This is a genomic window from Pseudomonas sp. LBUM1676 (assembly GCF_059695605.1).
On the sequence record NZ_CP166777.1, the window covers coordinates 6,626,301 to 6,647,246 of the forward strand.

Here is a 20,946-nt window from a genome sequence, read left to right on the forward strand (position 1 = left end):
GGCCGACTAACGGTACTTATCCCCCACCGGCGCCGCTACAATCCTGCAATCGGAATTTCATTGATTGACAGGGAATTGTTATGCAGATCGGTAGCGTGCTTTTACTTTTTGTCGGCCTGGTGGTCGCCATTCTGTTCATGGGGTTCAAGGTGGTGCCCCAGGGTTACCAGTGGACGGTCGAGCGTTTCGGCCGCTACACCAACACCCTGAAGCCCGGCCTGAACATCATCATTCCGGTGATGGACCGCATCGGCCGCAAGATCAATGTGATGGAAAGCGTGCTGGATATTCCGCCCCAGGAAGTTATCACCGCCGATAACGCCACGGTGCAGATCGACGCGGTGTGCTTCTTCCAGGTGGTCAACACCGCCCAGGCCGCCTATGAGGTCAATAACCTCGAGCACGCGATCCGCAACCTGCTGCAAACCAACATCCGCACTGTGCTCGGCTCCATGGAGCTCGACGCGATGCTCAGCCAGCGTGACGGGATCAATGAAAAGCTGCTGCGCACCGTCGACGAAGCCACGGCACCGTGGGGCATCAAGATCACGCGGATCGAGATCAAGGACATCAGTCCTCCTGCGGACCTTATGGCAGCGATGTCGGGGCAGATGAAGGCCGAGCGGATCAAGCGTGCGCAGATTCTTGAAGCCGAAGGCCTGCGCGCCGCGGCGATTCTTACCGCCGAAGGCAAGAAGCAGGCGCAGATTCTGGAGGCGGAGGGGGGTCGCCAGGCGGCATTTCTCGAAGCCGAAGCCCGTGAACGTCAAGCCGAAGCTGAAGCCCAGGCCACCAAGGTGGTGTCCGAAGCCATTGCCGGCGGCAACGTGCAGGCGGTCAACTATTTCGTCGCACAGAAGTACATCGATGCCTTGGGCAAACTGGCTTCGGCGAACAACAGCAAAGTGATCCTGATGCCGCTCGAGGCCAGTTCGATGATCGGTGCGGTTGGTGGTATCGGCGAAATCGTCAAGGCCACATTCGATAACAAGAAAGCCTGAGGCGCCTATGTGGGCATTTCTGCAGCATTTGTCGTTCTGGGACTGGCTGGCATTGGGCACCGTGCTGCTGATTCTCGAAGTGTTCGGCGCCGGCGGCTATTTGCTGTGGATCGGCATGGCGGCCGCCGCGGTCGGTGTGTTGACCTTTATCGTGCCGGACATGTCCTGGGAGTTGCAGTTCCTGCTGTTCGGCCTGCTCTCGATCGCAACCGCGCTGTACTGGTGGAGGCGCCAACGCAGCGCCGTTCGAGACAGTGATCAGCCGAACCTGAATCTGCGCGGCCAGGAACTGATCGGCAGAACCTTTGTGGTGCATGAGGCGATTGTCGATGGCCGTGGCAAGATCAAGGTCGCCGACGGCGTATGGATGGCTCGAGGGCCCGACGCCGCGCAAGGTAGCCGTGTTCGCGTGATCGAGCAGCAGGGTTCCGTCTTGCTGGTCGAGCCGGCTGAATGAGCCCTGATGGGAACTCGACCGGGTGGTTGGCAATCAAAAGCCGTAGTTAACCAGTGGAGTCACCCTATATGCGTCTCAAACTTGCTGTCGCTACCCTCGCATTGCTGTCCCTTCCTGTAGGTTCGGCGATGGCCGACAGCTTTTGGCGTAACGTCATCTCTTCCGGTGCGACCACCGGCTCGACTTACCTGACTTTCAAGGATCACAAGTTGATCATTGCCGCCCAGGACGATGCCGGTAGCTTCGTCGCCAGTGACGGCGGCATCCGCGGCCCGTATCTGGAAGCTGCGATGCAGAAAGTCCGCGCCGACAACCCGGGCCTGCAGGCCACGGACATGGAATTGGCGAATGCGATTCTGGCGAAGAATGCGGTCGCTTCGGAATAAGCTTTCAGCTGAACAAAAAATGCCGCTCCCATGAGCGGCATTTTTTTGTCCACGCACCCCCCCCTGTGGGAGCGAGCCTGCTCGCGAATGCGGTGGATCAGTCGAAATCACCAGCGACTGTTGCACCGCATTCGCGAGCAGGCTCGCTCCCACATTGGTTATGTGTATTGCGAACTGTCAGCGGTACTCATCCACCGGCACACACGCACAAAACAGATTCCGGTCGCCATAGACGTTATCGACGCGATTCACCACCGGCCAATACTTGTGCGCCTTGGTGTGCGCATCCGGCGTCACCGCCTTCTCGATGCTGTAAGGCCGCTCCCAAACCCCGGTAATATCGGCCAAAGTGTGCGGCGAACGTTTGAGCGGGTTGTCTTCGGCCGACCAGTTGCCGTTCTGCACCTCGGTGATTTCCGCGCGAATGCTCAGCATCGCTGCGATAAAACGGTCCAGCTCTGCCTTCGATTCACTCTCGGTCGGCTCGACCATCAAGGTGCCCGGCACCGGAAACGACATGGTCGGCGCATGGAAGCCGTAGTCCATCAGGCGCTTGGCCACGTCTTCTTCGCTGATCCCGGTCAGTGCCTTGAGTGGCCGCAGGTCGAGGATGCATTCGTGGGCCACCCGGTCGTTGCGCCCGGAATAGAGGACCGGAAACGCCCCGGACAGATGCTGTGCCAGGTAATTCGCGGCAAGAATCGCCACCTCGCTGGCATCAGCCAGTTGCGGCCCCATCATTGCGATGTACATCCAGCTAATCGGCAGAATGCTCGCACTGCCCCAGGGCGCGGCGCTGACTGCGCCGTTTTCCGGCAAGGGTCCTTCGATCGGTATCACCGGGTGATTGGCCACGAACGGCGCCAGATGTGCGCGCACGCCAATCGGCCCCATCCCCGGCCCGCCTCCACCATGGGGAATGCAGAACGTCTTGTGCAGGTTCATGTGCGATACGTCGGCGCCAATGTCGGCCGGCCGGGCCAGCCCGACTTGCGCATTGAGATTGGCGCCGTCCATGTACACCTGGCCGCCATGACTGTGGATGACTTCGCAGATCTCGCTGATGCCTTCCTCGTACACGCCGTGGGTCGAAGGATAAGTCGCCATCAGGCAGGCGAGTTTATCCCCGGCATCCGTGGCTTTTTCCTTGAGGTCATTGAGGTCGACGTTCCCCGCCTCGTCGCATTCGACGATCACCACCCGCATGCCGGCCATTTGCGCCGACGCCGGGTTGGTGCCGTGGGCGGAGGACGGGATCAGGCAGATGTCCCGGGCGCCCTGGTCACGGCTTTCATGGTATTTGCGGATCGCCAGCAACCCGGCGTATTCACCCTGAGCGCCAGAATTGGGCTGCATGCAGATCGCATCGAAACCGGTGATCGCGCAAAGCCAGCGCTCAAGCTCCTCGATCATCAGGGAATAACCAACCGCCTGCTCCTTTGGAACGAACGGGTGCAGATTGGCGAATTGCGGCCAGGTGATGGGGATCATCTCGCTGGTGGCATTGAGTTTCATGGTGCAGGAGCCCAGCGGGATCATCGACTGGTTGAGCGCGAGGTCCTTGTTCTCCAGTTGCTTGAGATAACGCAGCATCTCGGTTTCGCTGTGATGAGCGTTGAACACCGGATGGCGCAGATAAGGCGAGCTGCGACGCAGACCTTCGGGAATGCCAAAGATCAGCGTTTCAGCATCCAGTTCCTCGACATTCAGCCCATGATCGGCACCGAGGAACACATCGAACAACTTTGCCACTGTGGCTTCGTCAGAGGTTTCGTCCAGGCTCAAGCCCAATTGCCCGCGCCCGAGAATGCGCAGGTTGATCTGTGCCGCTTGGGCACTTTCGATGATCGCGGTCTGGGTTCCGCCAACGTCCAGGGTCAAGGTATCGAAGAAGTGTTGGTTGAGGCGGGTAATGCCGTGGCGTTCCAGGCCGGTAGCCAGGATGCAGGTCAGCCGGTGGACGCGCTGGGCAATCCGCTTCAACCCTTCCGGGCCGTGGTAGACCGCATAGAAACTGGCAATATTGGCCAGCAGCACCTGGGCGGTGCAGATGTTCGAGTTCGCCTTCTCCCGACGGATGTGTTGTTCGCGGGTTTGCAGGGCCATGCGCAACGCCGTGTTGCCGCGAGCGTCTTTCGAGACTCCGATGATCCGCCCTGGAATCGCTCGCTTGTACTCGTCACGACTGGCAAAAAATGCCGCATGCGGGCCACCGTAACCCATGGGCACACCGAAGCGCTGGGATGAACCGAACACCACGTCGGCGCCCAACTCACCCGGCGGCGTCAGCAACAACAGGCTCAGCAGGTCGGTAGCGACGCAGGCCAGGGCCTGCTGGGCATGCAGGTGATCGATCAACGGCCGCAAGTCGGGAATTTCGCCGTGGGTATCGGGGTATTGCAGCAACGCGCCGAATACCTGGTGCTGTTTCAGGTTATCCACAGTGTCGATGATCAGCTCGAAACCGAAGCCTTCGGCCCGGGTCTGCACCACGGAAATCGTCTGCGGGTGACAGTTTTCATCGACGAAGAACAGATTGCTCCTGGATTTGGCGACACGCTTGGCCAGGGCCATGGCTTCCGCCGCGGCAGTGGCTTCATCGAGCAGCGAGGCATTGGCCAGTTCCAGGCCAGTGAGGTCGATGGTCAATTGCTGGAAATTGAGCAGCGCTTCGAGCCGTCCCTGGGCGATCTCCGGCTGATACGGCGTGTAGGCGGTGTACCAACCGGGATTTTCCAGCACGTTACGCACAATGACTGCCGGCGTGAGGGTGCCGTGGTAGCCCATTCCGATCAGGCTGGTCCAGACCTGGTTCTGCTCGGCGTAACCCCGCAGCTTGGCCAGCGCGGCTTCTTCGTCAAGTGCTGGTGGCAGGTCAAGCGCCCGGTTCAGGCGGATTCCGGGCGGCACTGTCTGCTCGATCAACTCGACCCGGCTGCCAAGGCCGAGACTGTCGAGCATCGCCTGCTGCTCGGCGGCATCGGGTCCGAGGTGACGGCGGAGGAAGGCATTGGGGTCGCGTAATTGGCTCAAGGACGGCAACTGGGACATGACGGGCTCTCTCTTGACTGGCGCTCAACGTCGATGCAACACGGTCAAACCAGCATAGCAGTCGATATCGATGCTACCTGATACACCGCCTTCGCGAGCAAGTCGGATCGCCGCACCGCCGCTCCCACACCGGATTTTCAGCGTCCACAAAAAAACCCCGACAAGTCGGGGCTTTGGGATGACGCTTGAGGCTTATTCGCCGATGGCAGCCTTGTAGCCAGCCGCATCGAGCAGCTTGTCCAAATCGCCGGCGTTGCTTGGCTTGAGCTTGAAGATCCACGCGCCATACGGATCGGAGTTGAGTAGCTCCGGGTTAGCGCTCAGCTCTTCGTTGATCGCGATCACTTCACCGGCAACCGGAGAATAGATATCGGATGCGGCTTTAACCGACTCAACCACACCGGATTGATCACCGGCTGCGAAGACTTTCCCGACTTCGGTCAGCTCGACGAACACCACGTCACCCAGGGCTTCCTGAGCGTGATCGCTGATGCCCACGGTGACGGTGCCGTCGGCTTCCAGGCGGGCCCATTCGTGACTTTCGGCAAAACGCAGGTCGGCAGGGATATCGCTCATATTCTGTGTCCTCAAGAAAAATGTCAGCGGTCGTTGCCCGCCAGAAAAGGTTAGATCAAGGTTTTGCCATGGCGTACGAAGGTCGGTTTGACCACTCGGACCGGGTACCACTTGCCACGGATTTCCACTTCAGCGCGGTCGGCAGTGGCCATCGGCACGCGCGCCAGTGCTATCGACTTGCTAAGCGTAGGAGAGAAACTACCACTGGTGATCTCCCCTTCGCCAACATTGGCGATGCGAACCACCTGATGAGCGCGCAAAACTCCACGCTCCTCAAGGACCAGACCGACCAGTTTATGCTGTACACCAGCGGCCCGCTCGGCCTCAAGGGCCGTGCGACCGATGAACTGACGTGTGGCCGGTTCCCAGGCAATGCTCCAGGCCATATTGGAGGCCAGCGGTGAAACGTCTTGATCGATGTCCTGACCGTAAAGATTCATGCCGGCCTCGACCCGCAAGGTATCCCGAGCGCCAAGGCCGATCGGAGAAATGCCTGCGCCCACCAGATCGTTGAAGAAGCCTGGCGCCTGGTCGGCCGGCAGAACGATTTCCAGGCCATCTTCACCGGTGTAACCGGTACGCGCGATGAACCAGTCACCGTCGGACTGGCCTTCGAATGGCTTGAGCAACTGGATCAGATTGCCGCGGGACTGGCTCACCAGTTCCGCAATTTTGGGCCGGGCCTGGGGACCTTGAATGGCCAGCATCGCCAACTCCGAACGCTCATTGAGCCGGACTTCGTAGTCGCCGAGGTGGGCCTGCATCCAGGCCAGGTCCTGATTACGCGTGGAGGCGTTGACCACCAGCCGATAACCATCTTCGAGCCGATAGGCAATCATGTCGTCGACGATGCCCCCGCGCTCATTGAGCATGGTGCTGTACAAGGCACGGCCGGGGCTGTGCAGGCGTTCGACGTCATTGGCCAGTAAATACTGCAGCCAGGTCTTGGCCTGGGGGCCGACGACATCGATCACGGTCATGTGGGATACATCGAAAACCCCGCAATCGCGGCGCACCTGATGGTGTTCCTCGACCTGCGAGCCGTAATGCAAAGGCATATCCCAACCGCCAAAATCGACCATCTTCGCGCCGAGAGCGAGATGAAGGTCATACAAAGGCGTGCGCTGTCCCATGGGTTTCTCCTTCCGGGCGTGGCGAAGGTGCGGACAGGTGCTACACGGGGTGAAAGCCTTGAAATAAAAGGCTTCCAGCCGATTTCAGCTACCTGGTCTGTAGGACGGGCCGCACCGAATGCCGCGCATTGTAGCCTCAAGGTGTAGGACTGACACCTAGCTGTTTCGATGTGCCGAACGCCGTATCAATCCGATGACCGGTAACAAGCCGACCAACACCAGCGTCAGTGCCGGCAGCGAGGCCCTCGCCCACTCCCCTTCGCTGGTCATTTCAAAGATGCGCACCGCCAGCGTGTCCCAGCCAAACGGGCGCATCAGCAGGGTTGCCGGCATTTCCTTGAGCACGTCGACGAACACCAGTAACGCGGCGCTCAAGGTGCCGGGCACCAATAACGGCAGATACACTTTGAAAAACAGTCGTGGGCCACTCACCCCAAGGCTACGTGCCGCTTCGGGCAAAGATGGCCGTATTCGCGCCAGACTGCTTTCCAGCGGCCCATAAGCCACGGCGATGAAACGCACCAGATAGGCGAGCAACAACGCCGACAGACTGCCCAGTAGCAAGGGTTTGCCGGCACCACCCAGCCAGCTCGAAAGCGGGATCACCAGCTCGCGATCCAGATAACTGAACGCCAGCATGATCGACACCGCCAGCACCGAACCAGGCAAGGCGTAGCCGAGGTTGGCCAGGCTGACGCCGGAACGGATGGCGCGGGTGGGCGCCAGGCGTCGGGCAAACGCCAGCACCAACGCCACACTGACGGTGATCAACGCCGCCATGCCGCCCAGGTACAAGGTATGCACGATCAGCCCGGCGTAACGCTCATCCAGATCGAAGCGACCGCGCTGCCAGAACCACACCACCAGTTGCAGCATCGGAATCACGAAGGCACAAGCGAATACCAGACCACACCAACCCATGGCGGCCAGCGCCTTGAAGCCATGCAGGTGGTACAACGCTTTGACCCGGGGTCGCTCGTTGCTCGCCCGATTGGCCCCGCGCGCACGACGCTCGCCATACAAGACGAGCATCACCACCAGCAGCAGCAGGCTGGCCAATTGCGCAGCGGTCGAAAGGCTGAAAAAGCCGTACCAGGTTTTGTAGATGGCGGTGGTGAACGTGTCGAAATTGAACACCGACACGGCGCCGAAATCCGCCAGGGTTTCCATCAGCGCCAATGCCACGCCCGCGCCTATCGCTGGGCGAGCCATCGGCAAGGCCACTCGCCAGAACGCCTGCCAAGGGGATTGCCCGAGAACCCGCGCCGCTTCCATCAAGCCTTTGCCCTGAGCGAGGAACGCGGTTCGCGCCAACAGGTAGACATAGGGATAAAAGACCAACACCAGCACCAGAATGACTCCGCCAGTGGAACGCACTCGCGGCAGCCTGATACCGGTACCGAACCATTCGCGCAGCAAGCTTTGTACCGGGCCTGCAAAATCCAGCAGCCCCACAAAGACGAATGCGAGCACGTAAGCGGGAATCGCGAACGGCAGCATCAAGGCCCAGTCCAGCCAGCGCCGACCGGGAAATTCGCAGAGGCTGGTGAGCCAGGCCAGGCTGACGCCCAGGATCGTAACGCCGACGCCGACACCGAGCACCAGCGTCAGGGTGTTACCCAGCAGGCGCGACATCTGGGTGTCCCAGAGGTGGGACCAGATCTGTTGATCGATGGTATGCCATGACAACAGCAAGACACTGAGGGGCAGCAGGACCAGCGCAGCGATGGCGAAGACCAGGGGATACCAGCGGCGTTGGGCGGGGTGGGCCAAGGAAACTCTCTAGAAATCGGGCGCCGACGCAGTCTGCAGTCAGCCTCACTTTGTGGCGAGGGAGCTTGCTCCCGTTCGGCTGCGAAGCAGCCGCTGGAGATTAACAGATCCTTTTGATCGAGCGGCACCCGATGCCTTCAGGGTCGCTTCGCAACCCAGCGGGAGCAAGCTCCCTCGCCACAAGCAAGCTCCCTCGCCACAGACAAGCTCGCTCGCCAAAAGGCAGGGGTCAGTTCCAGCCAGCCCGATCCATCATGCGGATCGCTTCAGCCTGGCGCTTGCCGGCAATTTCCACCGGCAAGGTATCGGCGACAAACTTGCCCCAGCTCGCCACTTCAGCGGAAGGCTGCACGGCAGGATTGGCCGGGAATTCCTGGTTCACGTCGGCGAAGATCTTCTGTGCTTCAGGCGTGGTCATCCACTCGACCAGCGCCTTGGCCGCTTCCGGGTGCGGGGCGTGTTTGGTCAGGCCGATGCCCGACAGGTTGACGTGCACGCCACGGTCGCCCTGGTTTGGCCAGAACAGTTTTACCGCCAGATCGGGCTTCTGCTTGTGCAGACGGCCGTAGTAGTAGGTGTTGACGATGCCGACGTCACACTGGCCCGCGTTGATCGCTTCCAGCACCGCAACGTCATCGGAGAACACGTCGGTGGACAGGTTGTTGACCCAGCCCTTGAGGATCTTCTCAGTTTTATCGGCGCCGTGGACTTCGATCATGGTGGCGGTCAGGGACTGGTTATAGACCTTCTTCGCTGTGCGCAGGCACAAGCGGCCTTCCCAGTTCTTGTCGGCCAGACCTTCGTAAGTGGTCAGCTCACCGGGTTTCACCCGATCGGTGGAATAGGCGATGGTCCGCGCCCGCAGGCTCAGGCCAGTCCAGGCATGGGCGGAAGAGCGGTATTGCAGCGGAATGTTGGCGTCGATGGTTTTCGAGGTGAAGGGCTGCAGGATGCCCATTTGCTCGGCCTGCCAGAGGTTGCCGGCATCGACGGTCAGCAGCAGATCGGCAGTGGCGTTCTCGCCCTCGGCCTTGATCCGCTGCATCAGCGGCGCTTCCTTGTCCGTGATGAACTTCACCTGCACCCCGGTTTTCGCGGTGTAGGCATCGAACACCGGCTTGATCAGCTCGTCGATACGCGAGGAGTAAACCACCACCTCGTCGGCGGCCTGGGCAAGGGTGCTGCCGATCAGGGTCAGGGCCAGTGCGGTCAATAGACGCTTTGGTGCCAACATGGGGGCGGTCTCTCAATTGAAGAAGTGAGGCAAATGATAAGGACTCACATTTACCTTCTCAATCGAACAGTTGGCGGAGGAGTAACCAGATGTTGCACAGTTTGAAATTGTGGTGGATGTGCCGACGCCATCCCGAGCAGGCTCGCGAAGAGGCCGTCAGCCTCAGCGAAGATCTCAGGTTGGCTTGGCCAGTGCCGGCAAATCTCCGATCAACCCCAACGCCTCACGCACAAACAACGCCTTGGCCTCCGGCATCCGGTCAACCATCTTCAACCCCGTATTACGCAACCAGCGCACAGGCAACGGATCGGCCTGGAACAAGCGCTCGAAACCCTCCATCGCCGCCATCAACGCCAGGTTATGCGGCATGCGCCGACGCTCGTAACGACTGAGCACTTTCGCATCCGCCAGGCGCTCGCCGCGGCCAGCGGCTTGCAGCAGCACCTCGGCGAGCACGGCGGCATCGAGGAAACCCAGGTTCACGCCCTGTCCGGCCAATGGATGAATGGTGTGGGCCGCATCGCCGATCAGCGCCAGGCCTTCAGCCACATAGCGCTTGGCATGGCGCTGACGCAGCGGCACACACAGGCGCGGGTCGACGCTGAGCACCGTACCGAGCCGACCTTCGAAGGCGCGTTCCAACTCCTTGCAGAAGCCTGCATCGTCCAGCGCCATCAGGCGTTCGGCATCATTCGGGGTGGTCGACCAGACGATCGAGCACCAGTCCTGCTGGCCATCACGCTCCAACGGCAGAAAGGCCAACGGACCGTTATCGGTGAAACGCTGCCAGGCGGTCATTTGATGAGGCTCGGTGCTGCGCACGCTGGTAACGATCGCATGATGCAGGTAATCCCACTCGCGGGTCGCCATGCCTGTCAGGCGCCGCACCGCCGAATTGGCCCCATCGGCGGCAATCACCAGCGGCGCGCGCAAGGTGCGGCCATCGGCCAGGGTCAGCAGCCAGTCGTCGCCGGAGCGACGCATCTGCTCCAGACGCGCATTGGCCAGCATCCCCAAATCGCAGTCGTGCAGGCGGTCGAGCAAGGCATCCTGCACCACGCGGTTCTCGACGATATGCCCGAGCACATTCGCATGCACGCTGGTCGCCGAGAAGTGGATCTGCCCGGTACCGCTGCCGTCCCAGACATGCATGTCGGTGTAAGGACTGCAGCGCCGATCGGCGATGCCATCCCACACGCCCAGGCGATCGAGGATTCGCTGGCTGGCGGCCGACAGCGCGCTCACCCGCGGTTCGAACGGCGCCTGCCTATCGAAGGGTTTGACACTCATCGGGCTGCCGTCCAGCAGCAAGACTTCCAGCCCGCTGCCCTGCAACGCCAGCGCCAGGGCGCTGCCGACCATTCCGGCCCCGACAATCAGCAGATCTGCACGCATATCCATGCTTTAAGCCTGTCTCGCTTGCGGCCTGCGCCGCATGTAAAGGGTTTTCTCGACCCGCGCCACCAGAGTGCCGGAGCCGTCGTGAATATCGATCTGCGAACGCTTAAACATCAGAACGCGTACCCAGCCCCATGGCTTGCCGGGCGAACCAGCGCTTGGCCGGAGGCAGCAGATCGAGACCGAGCAGGCCGATATTGCGGGCCAGGGAAACCAGTGGCTGGGTGCTGCCGAACAGGCGGGTGACCTGATCGGAGAAACCCACGGTCAGGCTCTGATCCAGACGCTGGCGTTCTCGGTACGCCTGCAAGGTGGCAAAGTCGCCGGGAGAGTTTTCGCTGGTCAGCAGCGCATCGGCCAGTGCCTGGGCATCGCGCAGGGACAAATTGAAACCTTGCCCTGCAATCGGGTGCAGGCTGTGAGCCGCGTTGCCAAGAATCGCCAGGTGCGGACGCACCTGTTCTTCGGCCTCGATCAGTGACAGCGGATACAGATGCCGTGCGCCAACCTGCTTCAAGGTACCGAGGCGATAGCCGAACACGCCCTGCAATTCGCTGAGGAAACTTCGCTCATCAAGGGCCGCCAGCCGTTGCGCGTCCATGCCCAGACGGGTCCAGACCAGCGCGCAGCGGTTGTCCGGCAGTGGCAGCAACGCCATCGGGCCGTCGTCGGTGAAGCGCTCGAAGGCCATGCCGTTGTGCGCTTCACTCGGTGTGAGGTTGGCGATCAGCGCGCTCTGGTTATAGGGGCGTTTCTTGATGCCGATCCCCAGTTGCTCGCGCAGGCCGGAGCGGCCGCCATCAGCGAGTACCGCGAGGTCGCATTCCAGGGTGGTTTCATCGTTGAGGACAAGGCGATAGCCATCGGTCAGCGGCTCCATGCGCGTGACTTCCGCCGGACAACGCCAGCTGATCACCTCCTTGTCCAGGCCTTGCCAGAGGCATTGGCCGAGCCAGGCGTTTTCCACCACATAGCCCAGCGCCGGTACGCCCTCTTCCATCGCCGACAGTCGCGCGGTCGAGAATCGCCCGCGGTCGGAGACATGAATCTGCTTGATCGGCTCGGCGCGGCGGGAAATTTCCTGCCACACGCCCAGCCGTTGATAAATCTGCCGGGCGCCGTAGGACAGCGCCGAAGAACGGGCATCGTAGCTCGGCTGATAGGTATCGCCCGGAGCAAAGGGTTCGATCAGCACGATCTTCCAGCCACGGGCCTTGGCCCCTGCCTGCAAGGCCAACGCCAGACTGGCGCCGACCAGGCCGCCACCGATGATTGCCAGATTGACTCGACTCATGCCGCTTGTGTCCGTGCGGCGGCCATCAAGGCTTCGATCTCGACGACCGTTTTCGGCACGCCGTTGGTCAGGATTTCACAACCGTTCTTGGTCACCACCACGTCGTCCTCGATGCGCACGCCAATGCCGCGCCATTTCTTCGCCACATTCTGGTTGTCCGGGGCGATGTAGATACCCGGTTCCACCGTCAGCACCATGCCGACTTCCAGCACGCGCCATTCGCCACCGACTTTGTATTCGCCGACGTCGTGCACATCCATACCCAACCAGTGGCCGGCACGGTGCATGTAAAACGCTTTATGGGCTTCGCTGGCGATCAACTCGTCGACATTGCCCTGCAACAGGCCCAGCTTCACCAGCCCGGCGGTAATCACCCGGACCGAGGCTTCGTGGGCCTGATTCCAGTGTTTGTTCGGGGCGATTTCGGCAAAGGCGGCTTCTTGCGCCGCCAGCACCAATTCGTAGATCGCCTTCTGTTCCGCTGAATATTTGCCGCTGACCGGCCAGGTGCGGGTGATGTCGCTGGCGTAGCAATCGATCTCGCAGCCGGCATCGATCAGCACCAGATCACCGTCCTTGAGCACCGCGTCATTCTGCTGGTAGTGCAGGATGCAGCTGTTGCGCCCCGATGCGACGATCGAACCGTAGGCTGGCATTTTCGCCCCGCCCTTGCGGAATTCGTAATCCAGCTCGGCTTCGAGGCTGAACTCATGCAGCCCGGCCCGGCCGGCCTGCATCGCGCGGATATGCGCCTGGGCGGAAATCCGCGCGGCCTCGCGCATCACCTTCACTTCTGCCGCCGATTTATACAGGCGCATATCGTGCAACAGATGATCCAGGGCAACGAATTCGTTCGGTGGCTGGGCACCAAGGTGCGCTTTAGAGCGGATCACGTTGATCCAGTCCATCAGGTGCCGATCGAATTCCGGATTGCTGCCCATGGCCGAATACACCCGGTCGCGACCTTCGATCAGGCCCGGCAGGATGTCGTCGATGTCGGTGATGGGAAAGGCATCGTCGGCGCCGAAGTCGCGGATCGCGCCTTCCTGGCCGGCACGCAGGCCGTCCCACAGCTCTCGTTCGGCGTTGCGTTCACGGCAGAACAGCACGTATTCGCCGTGTTCGCGACCGGGCATCAGCACAATGACGGCCTGGGGCTCGGGAAAACCGCTGAGGTACTGGAAGTCGCTGTCCTGACGGTAGACGTGCTCGACGTCGCGGTTGCGGATGGCCACCGCGGCGGCGGGCAGAATGGCGATGCTGTTGGGTACCATCTGCGCCATCAGGGCCTTGCGGCGACGGCTGTATTCCGATTTCGGGATATGAATCATGGGCAGATGGCTATTCCTGGCTCGCTATCAGTGCAAAGACGGTTTGGCGGCAGCCGCCGCGTCCGGCTTTCGGGTTTCGGTGAACAGCAGCAGCGGCGCGACGCGCAGGTATTCCATGACTTCCATGTAGTCGCTCTCGCCATCGTCGGACTCTTCCAGGGCGTCTTGCACCTGGGCGATGGCCGCCAGATCCTGCAGCACTTCGCTGGCTTCCGGGCTCAGGGCGTTGTCGCGATAGGTCAGACCGAAGCCGGCGAGGAAGCCTTGGCACCATTGCCCCAGTGCCGCCGCACGCTCGGTGAGCGGAGCGTCGTCGGTCGGCAACAGCAGGACCACGGTCATGTCGTCGCTGGTCAGCTCGCCCTTGACCATCTCTTGCAGGCCGATCAAGGCATTGCGAACGTTTTCTTGCGGCTCGCCTTCGAGCAGCTCGGCGGCATCGGCCAACCAGCTGTCGGCTTCGAACCCGGCACCGCCGCAACTGCGGCCGAGCAGCAGGCCATGCAATTCGGCAGGCGAGGCGGGATGGCCGCTGGTTTTCAGCAGTGTGGCGAAGGCTTGGTACGGAGAATTCTGAATGGGCATGGGCAGCTAGGCGCCAGACGGCGCTATGTCTAGAATGAAGGCCTTGTATCCTACATCGACTACCCCTGTAGGAGCGAGCTTGCTCGCGATGGTCGCCAACGATAACGTTGGGTACCTGACACCCCGCGGCGTTCTCGGGCTCATCGCGAGCAAGCTCGCTCCTACAAGTCCAACACCCATCAGACAGTGAAGACAATGGAAGACAATGACCTGCAAGCGCTGATGGCCAGACTCGAACTGCTAATTAACCGTGTCGAGCAACTTAAGAGTCAAAACGGACTCCTATTAGCTCAGGAAAAGACCTGGCGCGAGGAACGCGCGCACCTCATTGAAAAAAATGAAATCGCCCGGCGTAAGGTCGAATCGATGATTTCGCGCCTCAAGGCCCTGGAGCAAGACTCATGAGTTCAAGCAATAGCGTTACCGTGCAGATCCTCGATAAAGAATATTCGATCATCTGCCCCCAGGAAGAGCGCAGCAACCTGGTGAGTGCCGCCCGCTACCTGGACGGCAAGATGCGCGAAATCCGCAGCAGCGGCAAAGTCATCGGCGCCGATCGCATCGCCGTGATGGCCGCGCTGAACATCACTCACGATCTTCTGCACAAGGAAGAACGACCGGATGTGCAGGCCAGCGGTTCGACCCGCGAGCAGGTCCGCGACCTGCTGGATCGCGTCGATCTGGTGCTCGCTACCGATCCGGACGTCACCAAGGGCTGATTCGTCTCACCGCTTGAGGTATACTCGCAACACTCCCTGGGGTGCTTGCCAGTTGACCACGTCCCTGAGCCGATTCGCACTACCCTGGAAGTTGCACGTTGGGCTGGTGTGCATGTCCGCTAGACGGAAAGCCTTAAAGCCTACTGCATCTTCCACCTTGAACTTTCGGGTTCAAGGGCTAAGTCAGCAGCGGTTCATCCGGGGAGCCTGATTCCAGTCCGATGCCGGTTTAAATACCGGCATCGGCTTTTTTACGGGTACGCTTTACGTACCTGCCCCGCGAGCCCGATTTCATGACCGAACCTGCGCTGCTGCCCCGCCCGCAACTTCGACGCATGCTGCGCAAGGCCCGCCGCGCATTGACCCCCAGTCAACAGCGCCAGGCGGCTCGCGGGCTGTACAAGCAATTGGCACAACAACCCTTGTTTCGGCGCGCCAGACACATCTCGCTGTACCTGCCTACCGACGGTGAAATCGATCCGCGCGTGGTGCTGCGTGCTGCGCAACGTCGAGGCAAGGCTACCTATTTGCCGGTGCTCAGTGCCTGGCCGCGAACCAAGATGGTGTTCCAGCGAATACGCCCGGGCGAAAAGCTCAAACCCAATCGTTTTCGCATTCTCGAACCCCGGCATAACCTCGCCCGGCAACGCAAAGTCTGGGCGCTGGACCTGGTGTTGTTGCCACTGGTCGGGTTTGACGATGTCGGAGGACGCCTGGGCATGGGCGGTGGCTTCTACGATCGCAGCCTGGCCTACCTGGCGCGACGCAAGAACTGGCGCAAGCCGACGTTATTGGGGCTGGCCCATGAATGTCAGAAGGTCGAGCGCTTGGCTCAGGCGAGCTGGGATGTGCCGTTGCAGGGAACGGTGACGGACAAGGCCTGGTATTACGCAGGCTAGACGCCACTGCACATCAGCGGCGTCGAAAAGACAGCCTCAGCGCTTGAAGGCCGACGGCTGTTGCTGCTGCTGCGCAATCCCGATCGGTGCATCGGGCGTGTTGTTCCACAGGCTTTGGGCATAGCCGGTGGTGACGACGCCGAGGCCGAACAAAATCACCAAAATCCATAGTAAATCCGGTTTGCGTTTCATCGATTGCCCCCCAAAGGCACATCAACACGATGACAGCAGCGGTTTCCGTTGTAGGCCGTGCGGCAGCGTCAAGCTAAGAAGGGCGGCATTCTGCGACAACGTGAACCGACACGCAAACGCTGGCGTCAACCGACCGTCGGTTTGTCATAAAATTGCCGGACAACTTGCCCACTCACTTCGCAAGGAGCAAAAACCATGGCCTATTGGCTGATGAAATCGGAGCCCGATGAACTCTCGATCAAGGGTTTGGAGAAGCTTGGCAAAGCGCGTTGGGACGGGGTTCGCAACTATCAGGCGCGTAATTTTTTGCGGGCCATGGCGGTAGGCGATGAGTTTTTCTTCTATCACTCCAGCTGCCCGGAGCCGGGAATTGCCGGGATCGGCAAGATTATCGAAGCCGCGTATCCCGACCCGACGGCGCTGGATCCCGAAAGTCATTACTACGATCCGAAGGCAACGGCAGAGAAAAACGCCTGGAGCGCGATTGATGTCGCGCATGTGGAGACATTTTCCAAGGTGCTGAAGCTGGATTATCTGAAGCAGCAGACGGCGTTGGCGGAGATGCCGTTGGTGCAGAAAGGCTCACGATTGTCGGTGATGCCGGTGACGGCGGAGCAGTGGGCGGCAGTGATTGCGTTACGGGCTTGAGCCTTGCAGCGACAATAAGGATGTCTTCGCCAGCAGGCTCGCTCCCACACTGGATCTGAATTCACTGGAGATCCCCTGTGGGAGCGAGCCTGCTCGCGAAGAGGCCGGCCCGGACAACGAGAAACTTATTGAATGATCAAGTTGTTGAACAACAAATCCTCAACCACCGGCTTCCCGGTCTCATCGCTCATCACTTGCTGAGTCTGCTTCAACGCCTCCTGACGCAGCTTCTCCTTGGCCTCGACGTTGTTCATCGCCTCAGTCGTCTGCTGCGCAAACAGCGCCACCAGTTGATTACGAATCAACGGTTCGTTGGCTTTCACCAGTTTGGTCGCCTCATCCCCAGTCACCCGCAAGGCCACATCAGCCTTGTAGACCCTGAGCTTCGGCGTCCCGTCCAGCCCATAGTTGCCCACGAAGGGCGGGCTCAGCGTGATGTAGTTGACCTTCGGCGCTGCACCTTCTTCGGCTTCTTCGGCCATCGCTGCCACGGGCAGAGACAGGGCCAGCAACAACATGATCCACGCTTTCACAATTCGCTCCTTATCCGGTTTGCGGCCTAGCATAACGACTCGCGGCGCCAGCACAAGCTTATGGCGGCTTATCAGGGCGGGGCATGCTCGTTGACCCATCGACTCACACACCTACACTTATCGGCCATCACTCCCAAAGGAATAGCCCTGATGAAAGCCGTGCTGTGCAAAGCCTTCGGCCCTGCCGAATCGCTGGTGCTGGAAGACGTCGCCAGTCCTGTCGCGAAGAAGAATGAAGTCCTGCTGGAGGTGCACGCCGCCGGGGTGAATTTCCCGGACACGCTGATCATCGAGGGCAAATACCAGTTCAAGCCGCCCTTCCCGTTTTCCCCAGGCGGCGAAGCGGCGGGCGTGGTCAGTGCGGTGGGCGAAAAGGTCAGCCACCTGAAAGTCGGCGACCGGGTCATGGCCCTGACCGGCTGGGGCAGCTTTGCCGAACAGGTCGCGGTGCCGGGCTATAACGTGCTGCCGATCCCGCCGTCCATGGACTTCAACACCGCCGCCGCTTTCAGCATGACCTACGGCACCTCGATGCACGCGCTCAAGCAGCGGGGCCAGCTGCAACCCGGTGAAACCCTGCTGGTGCTCGGCGCGTCCGGCGGTGTCGGCCTGGCCGCGGTGGAGATCGGCAAAGCCATGGGCGCCCGTGTGATCGCCGCCGCCAGTAGCGCGGAAAAACTCGCCGTGGCCAAGGCTGCCGGCGCTGACGAGCTGATCAACTACAGCGAAACCAGCCTCAAGGACGAAATCAAGCGCCTGACCGACGGCCAGGGTGCCGACGTGATCTACGATCCGGTGGGCGGCGACCTGTTCGATCAAGCCATCCGCGCCATCGCCTGGAACGGCCGCCTGCTGGTGGTCGGGTTCGCCAGCGGACGCATCCCGGAATTACCGGTAAACCTGGCCCTGCTTAAAGGTGCCGCCGTGGTCGGCGTGTTCTGGGGCTCGTTTGCCCAGCGCCAGCCGCAGGACAATGCAGCGAACTTCCAGCAACTGTTCGGCTGGTTTGCCGAGGGCAAGTTGACGCCGCTGGTGTCGCAGGTGTATCCGCTGAGCAATGCGGCGCAGGCGATCAATGACCTGGGTCAGCGCAAGGCGGTGGGCAAGGTGGTGGTGCAGGTTCGCTGAATCTGCTCATGACAAAAAAGGTCAGAACAACTGACGAGGTTGTTCTGGCCTTTTGATTGATGTCTGCAGATCTTCTACAGACAATCGCCTAACAATAAATTTAACCTTGTTTGGCGGTACATATGTAACGCACCAGCTAATGAACATTTCTTTAACCTGATGCCATACAGACACAAGGAGTAACTGTATGAGCAATCAAAACTGGACACCTGGCCAGACCTACCATATATCTGTCACAGAAATAAACCCGTACATGCAACAAACTTACTCACAAGACCTCGAAGGTGGTGGGTATGACCGAACTGGGCGCACAAGAAATAGACCTCGTACCGGCACCGACTTATTTAAATTCTTAACCAAACAAGATATAAACGACATCAATGAAGCTATCTTCGCTTCCAACACCATGTTGGCTATCGAAGCACACAAACCGAATATATTGAATCAGTTTCAGATTAGGTTTAATCAGATACCCACCACCCTTCAAGGCGAAATAACCACAGCCACTAATAACTTGGTGGAACTCACGGCCTTTCACCAGCAGATGCTCTTACCCGACAACAAACAGCTGTAAACCATCTAATTTACCAAAAAACTGCCGAACGAAATGTTTATCAGGCCAAGGCAAATGCGTTCTACGGCAGTGATCCGCTAGTACGAACCCAACAGGACCTTCTCGGAGCATATCTTCGCATGCCTGCTTCGGAGGTCCTTCCGAGGCGGACAGATTCTTACACCTCGGCATATGCAGCGCAATTGACGGCGGAAGAGGTAAGGCAGTTAACTCAGCGATCCCAAGCCCTGACTTCTCAAATAAATCAAGCAAGAGCAGAAGAGCAGTTAATTGCAATTCGAAAAGCAGAGGCCGAGAGAGCGGCACAAGAAAGAGCGGCTGCAGAAGAGAAACGACAACTTGAATTGGCAAGACAGGCCGAACAGCAGAAAAAGCAGCAAATCGCGGCCCAAGCGGCCAATCGGTTCAAAGGGTTGCTTCAACACCTCACGCTGAACCAACCCGAGAATATCGACGAAAAATTGCGATGGCTCAAGGAAAAGTACCAAGAGCTGCATGCAGCAAACCTGGAATCGTCAGAAGCACAACGGGACGCCGGTTTACTGGATCTGAAGGGCAACGAACGCTTGAGCTCACTGAAAAAAGTAAAACAAGACATCGACGCGCTAGTCAGGGTAAGACACGGGATCGAAAACGTAAACATTTCCACAGTCAGCGGCGCAGAAGCATCAGCTCGGCCATTAGTCGTCACTCCAGACGGACTGATCGCCGGGTATGAAGGCTCGCCTTTCTCTTTAAATAGAGTGTTTGAGTCGCTGGGCAACCTGCGAGCGGCGGCACTTGGCGGCCCGGTAAACGCATTCTTTTCGTCGGTGCTCTATACACCGACGCTAGGAAATAGTGAGCTACAACGCAATCCTGTAGTTGTGACCATTCCACTGTCGCAGCTTGTCGATTCTGATAAATATCCCGATCTACAAAACTCCGATACCACTGACTTGTTGCCGCTTCGTGTCGTGGCGTCAGTTCGAGGCGATCATACCCAGTTATATCTTTCCCCAACCGATGAAAATTCATCTTCCGTTAGGGTCAGGCAGGCAATACTCGACTCAAATACGAATCTCTACACTTTTACGACCGAAGGTTCTCTCCCGAGAACGCTTACTTGGACGCCCAATAGTGCACCTGGTGGTGACACGTTAGGGTCAACCGACTTACCTGTAAGCTCACCCGATATCAAGATATATCCCGGCGCAAGAGTCACACAGGTTGAAGGTCGGAGCGACGAGCATCCGATGTGTGACGAGACTGACATTGATGATTACATCTTGGTGTTTCCGGCTAAGTCCGGGATCAAACCGGTTTACGTCATGGCGAGCCGCAGTGGCCCTCGCTATGAGCCCGGAACTGCAAGTGGTATGGGACAAGCGGTTGGAGCTAATTGGCTTGGGAGCGCAGGGGAAGTCGGTGGATCTCCGATTCCTGTCCAGATAGCGGATCAATTGCGTGGTCAAGACTTCAGAGATTTTGATAAATTCAGGGAAAAATTATGGAGTACTGTGACGAACGATCCGGAACTGAGAAGGCAATTCAGCCCCCTAAACACTACAATAATGAAAGACGGCTACTCGCCATACGCACCTCGAAAAGAGCAAGTTGGAGGAGGGGAAAAATTTGAAATCCATCATATTCATCCAATTGGCATGGGAGGCGAGGTCTACAATATGGACAACATGGTCATAATGACTCCGAAAACTCATATTACTTTACATTCGAAGGACAAAGGTGAACCACAATGAATTCGAACAAACCATATAATCAATACACAGAATCCGAATTTCTAGAGCTCATCAATCGGCTGTTTCTCGCAGATTATTCATCCGAAGAGGAACTTGATGCACTTGTTCACCAAATAGTCGACACCTCTGAGCACCCAAATGGTACGGATATCCTTTTCTATCCTGAACAAGGGATTGACAACTCACCTGCAGGGATACTTGCCAGCATTAAAGAGTGGCGTGAAGCAAACGGTAAACCCGACTTCAAACCAGACTAAAATTGCATGTTACGAAGAAGCGCGGTCACGTAGCCGCG

General features: G+C 59.3%; 22 protein-coding genes, 1 other RNA gene and 1 pseudogene. 12 read left to right on the forward strand and 12 right to left on the reverse strand.

Annotated features, from left to right (window positions below):
* The first annotated feature begins 80 nt into the window (after positions 1-80).
* From ACA041_RS30650 to ACA041_RS30660, 3 genes are all read left to right on the forward strand, one after another.
* Positions 81-1,001, forward strand: a complete 921-nt coding sequence (locus ACA041_RS30650) for an SPFH domain-containing protein (RefSeq protein ID WP_008150402.1) — start codon at positions 81-83, stop codon at positions 999-1,001.
* Between the two features lie 7 nt (positions 1,002-1,008).
* Positions 1,009-1,458 carry an NfeD family protein gene (locus ACA041_RS30655; RefSeq protein WP_497439161.1) on the forward strand — a complete coding sequence of 150 codons (450 nt, stop codon included), beginning with the start codon at positions 1,009-1,011 and terminating at the stop codon, positions 1,456-1,458.
* Between the two features lie 68 nt (positions 1,459-1,526).
* Positions 1,527-1,844: a DUF2388 domain-containing protein gene (locus ACA041_RS30660; RefSeq protein WP_008081461.1), complete on the forward strand. Its 318-nt coding sequence runs from the start codon at positions 1,527-1,529 to the stop codon at positions 1,842-1,844.
* Positions 1,845-2,021: 177 nt separating this feature from the next.
* Here the strand turns inward: ACA041_RS30660 and gcvP are convergent, their stop codons facing one another.
* From gcvP to ACA041_RS30710, 10 genes and pseudogenes are all read right to left on the reverse strand, one after another.
* On the reverse strand, positions 2,022-4,895 hold the full coding sequence (gene gcvP / locus ACA041_RS30665) for an aminomethyl-transferring glycine dehydrogenase (protein ID WP_497439162.1): 2,874 nt from the start codon (positions 4,893-4,895) through the stop codon (positions 2,022-2,024).
* Positions 4,896-5,087: 192 nt separating this feature from the next.
* Positions 5,088-5,471, reverse strand: a complete 384-nt coding sequence (gcvH, locus tag ACA041_RS30670; RefSeq protein WP_497439163.1) for a glycine cleavage system protein GcvH — start codon at positions 5,469-5,471, stop codon at positions 5,088-5,090.
* Between the two features lie 50 nt (positions 5,472-5,521).
* Positions 5,522-6,604 carry a glycine cleavage system aminomethyltransferase GcvT gene (gene gcvT / locus ACA041_RS30675; protein WP_497439164.1) on the reverse strand — a complete coding sequence of 361 codons (1,083 nt, stop codon included), beginning with the start codon at positions 6,602-6,604 and terminating at the stop codon, positions 5,522-5,524.
* 156 nt (positions 6,605-6,760) lie between these two features.
* Complete coding sequence (locus ACA041_RS30680) at positions 6,761-8,377, reverse strand: ABC transporter permease (RefSeq protein WP_497439165.1); 1,617 nt, start codon at positions 8,375-8,377, stop codon at positions 6,761-6,763.
* A 229-nt stretch (positions 8,378-8,606) separates the two neighbouring features.
* A complete protein-coding gene (locus ACA041_RS30685) occupies positions 8,607-9,611 on the reverse strand; it encodes an extracellular solute-binding protein (protein WP_150765623.1) in 1,005 nt (334 codons plus the stop codon).
* A gap of 174 nt (positions 9,612-9,785) precedes the next feature.
* Complete coding sequence (locus tag ACA041_RS30690) at positions 9,786-11,006, reverse strand: 2-octaprenyl-3-methyl-6-methoxy-1,4-benzoquinol hydroxylase (RefSeq protein ID WP_497442202.1); 1,221 nt, start codon at positions 11,004-11,006, stop codon at positions 9,786-9,788.
* Between the two features lie 9 nt (positions 11,007-11,015).
* Positions 11,016-11,108, reverse strand: a pseudogene (locus ACA041_RS30695) (tetrameric acyl-CoA thioesterase); the annotation flags it as partial.
* 7 nt (positions 11,109-11,115) lie between these two features.
* On the reverse strand, positions 11,116-12,303 hold the full coding sequence (ubiH, locus tag ACA041_RS30700) for a 2-octaprenyl-6-methoxyphenyl hydroxylase (protein ID WP_497439166.1): 1,188 nt from the start codon (positions 12,301-12,303) through the stop codon (positions 11,116-11,118).
* Positions 12,300-13,634: a Xaa-Pro aminopeptidase gene (gene pepP / locus ACA041_RS30705; RefSeq protein WP_497439167.1), complete on the reverse strand. Its 1,335-nt coding sequence runs from the start codon at positions 13,632-13,634 to the stop codon at positions 12,300-12,302. Before pepP ends, ubiH begins: the two co-directional genes overlap by 4 nt.
* A gap of 27 nt (positions 13,635-13,661) precedes the next feature.
* Complete coding sequence (locus tag ACA041_RS30710; protein WP_497439168.1) at positions 13,662-14,219, reverse strand: YecA/YgfB family protein; 558 nt, start codon at positions 14,217-14,219, stop codon at positions 13,662-13,664.
* Positions 14,220-14,414: 195 nt separating this feature from the next.
* On the opposite strand from ACA041_RS30710, the gene ACA041_RS30715 reads away from it, so the two are divergent.
* The 4 genes from ACA041_RS30715 (at position 14,415) to ACA041_RS30730 (ending at position 15,837) form a co-directional block, all read left to right on the forward strand.
* A complete protein-coding gene (locus ACA041_RS30715) occupies positions 14,415-14,624 on the forward strand; it encodes a TIGR02449 family protein (protein WP_497439169.1) in 210 nt (69 codons plus the stop codon).
* Entirely contained in the window at positions 14,621-14,938 is a 318-nt protein-coding gene (locus ACA041_RS30720; RefSeq protein WP_007942435.1) for a cell division protein ZapA, read from the forward strand. Before ACA041_RS30715 ends, ACA041_RS30720 begins: the two co-directional genes overlap by 4 nt.
* Positions 14,939-14,968: 30 nt before the next feature.
* A non-coding RNA gene (gene ssrS, locus ACA041_RS30725) (6S RNA) lies at positions 14,969-15,147 on the forward strand.
* A gap of 84 nt (positions 15,148-15,231) precedes the next feature.
* Positions 15,232-15,837: a 5-formyltetrahydrofolate cyclo-ligase gene (locus ACA041_RS30730; RefSeq protein WP_497439170.1), complete on the forward strand. Its 606-nt coding sequence runs from the start codon at positions 15,232-15,234 to the stop codon at positions 15,835-15,837.
* A 36-nt stretch (positions 15,838-15,873) separates the two neighbouring features.
* On the opposite strand, the gene ACA041_RS30735 is transcribed toward ACA041_RS30730, so the two are convergent.
* On the reverse strand, positions 15,874-16,029 hold the full coding sequence (locus tag ACA041_RS30735) for a hypothetical protein (protein ID WP_497439171.1): 156 nt from the start codon (positions 16,027-16,029) through the stop codon (positions 15,874-15,876).
* A 195-nt stretch (positions 16,030-16,224) separates the two neighbouring features.
* Here ACA041_RS30735 and ACA041_RS30740 point away from each other — a divergent pair, with 195 nt between their 5' ends.
* Entirely contained in the window at positions 16,225-16,677 is a 453-nt protein-coding gene (locus ACA041_RS30740) for an EVE domain-containing protein (RefSeq protein ID WP_497439172.1), read from the forward strand.
* 125 nt (positions 16,678-16,802) lie between these two features.
* Here the strand turns inward: ACA041_RS30740 and ACA041_RS30745 are convergent, their stop codons facing one another.
* Complete coding sequence (locus ACA041_RS30745; RefSeq protein ID WP_497439173.1) at positions 16,803-17,210, reverse strand: flagellar basal body-associated protein FliL; 408 nt, start codon at positions 17,208-17,210, stop codon at positions 16,803-16,805.
* A gap of 150 nt (positions 17,211-17,360) precedes the next feature.
* Here ACA041_RS30745 and ACA041_RS30750 point away from each other — a divergent pair, with 150 nt between their 5' ends.
* The 4 genes from ACA041_RS30750 to ACA041_RS30765 all read left to right on the forward strand — a co-directional run bounded on the left by ACA041_RS30750 (position 17,361) and on the right by ACA041_RS30765 (position 20,908).
* Positions 17,361-18,338, forward strand: a complete 978-nt coding sequence (locus ACA041_RS30750; RefSeq protein ID WP_497439174.1) for an NADPH:quinone oxidoreductase family protein — start codon at positions 17,361-17,363, stop codon at positions 18,336-18,338.
* A 187-nt stretch (positions 18,339-18,525) separates the two neighbouring features.
* Positions 18,526-18,912, forward strand: a complete 387-nt coding sequence (locus ACA041_RS30755; RefSeq protein ID WP_497439175.1) for a hypothetical protein — start codon at positions 18,526-18,528, stop codon at positions 18,910-18,912.
* 119 nt (positions 18,913-19,031) lie between these two features.
* Positions 19,032-20,651, forward strand: a complete 1,620-nt coding sequence (locus ACA041_RS30760) for a pyocin-S2/colicin E7-DNase domain-containing protein (RefSeq protein ID WP_497439176.1) — start codon at positions 19,032-19,034, stop codon at positions 20,649-20,651.
* Positions 20,648-20,908: a bacteriocin immunity protein gene (locus tag ACA041_RS30765; protein ID WP_497439177.1), complete on the forward strand. Its 261-nt coding sequence runs from the start codon at positions 20,648-20,650 to the stop codon at positions 20,906-20,908. The genes ACA041_RS30760 and ACA041_RS30765 overlap by 4 nt, the downstream gene beginning before the upstream one ends.
* Positions 20,909-20,946 lie beyond the last annotated feature (38 nt).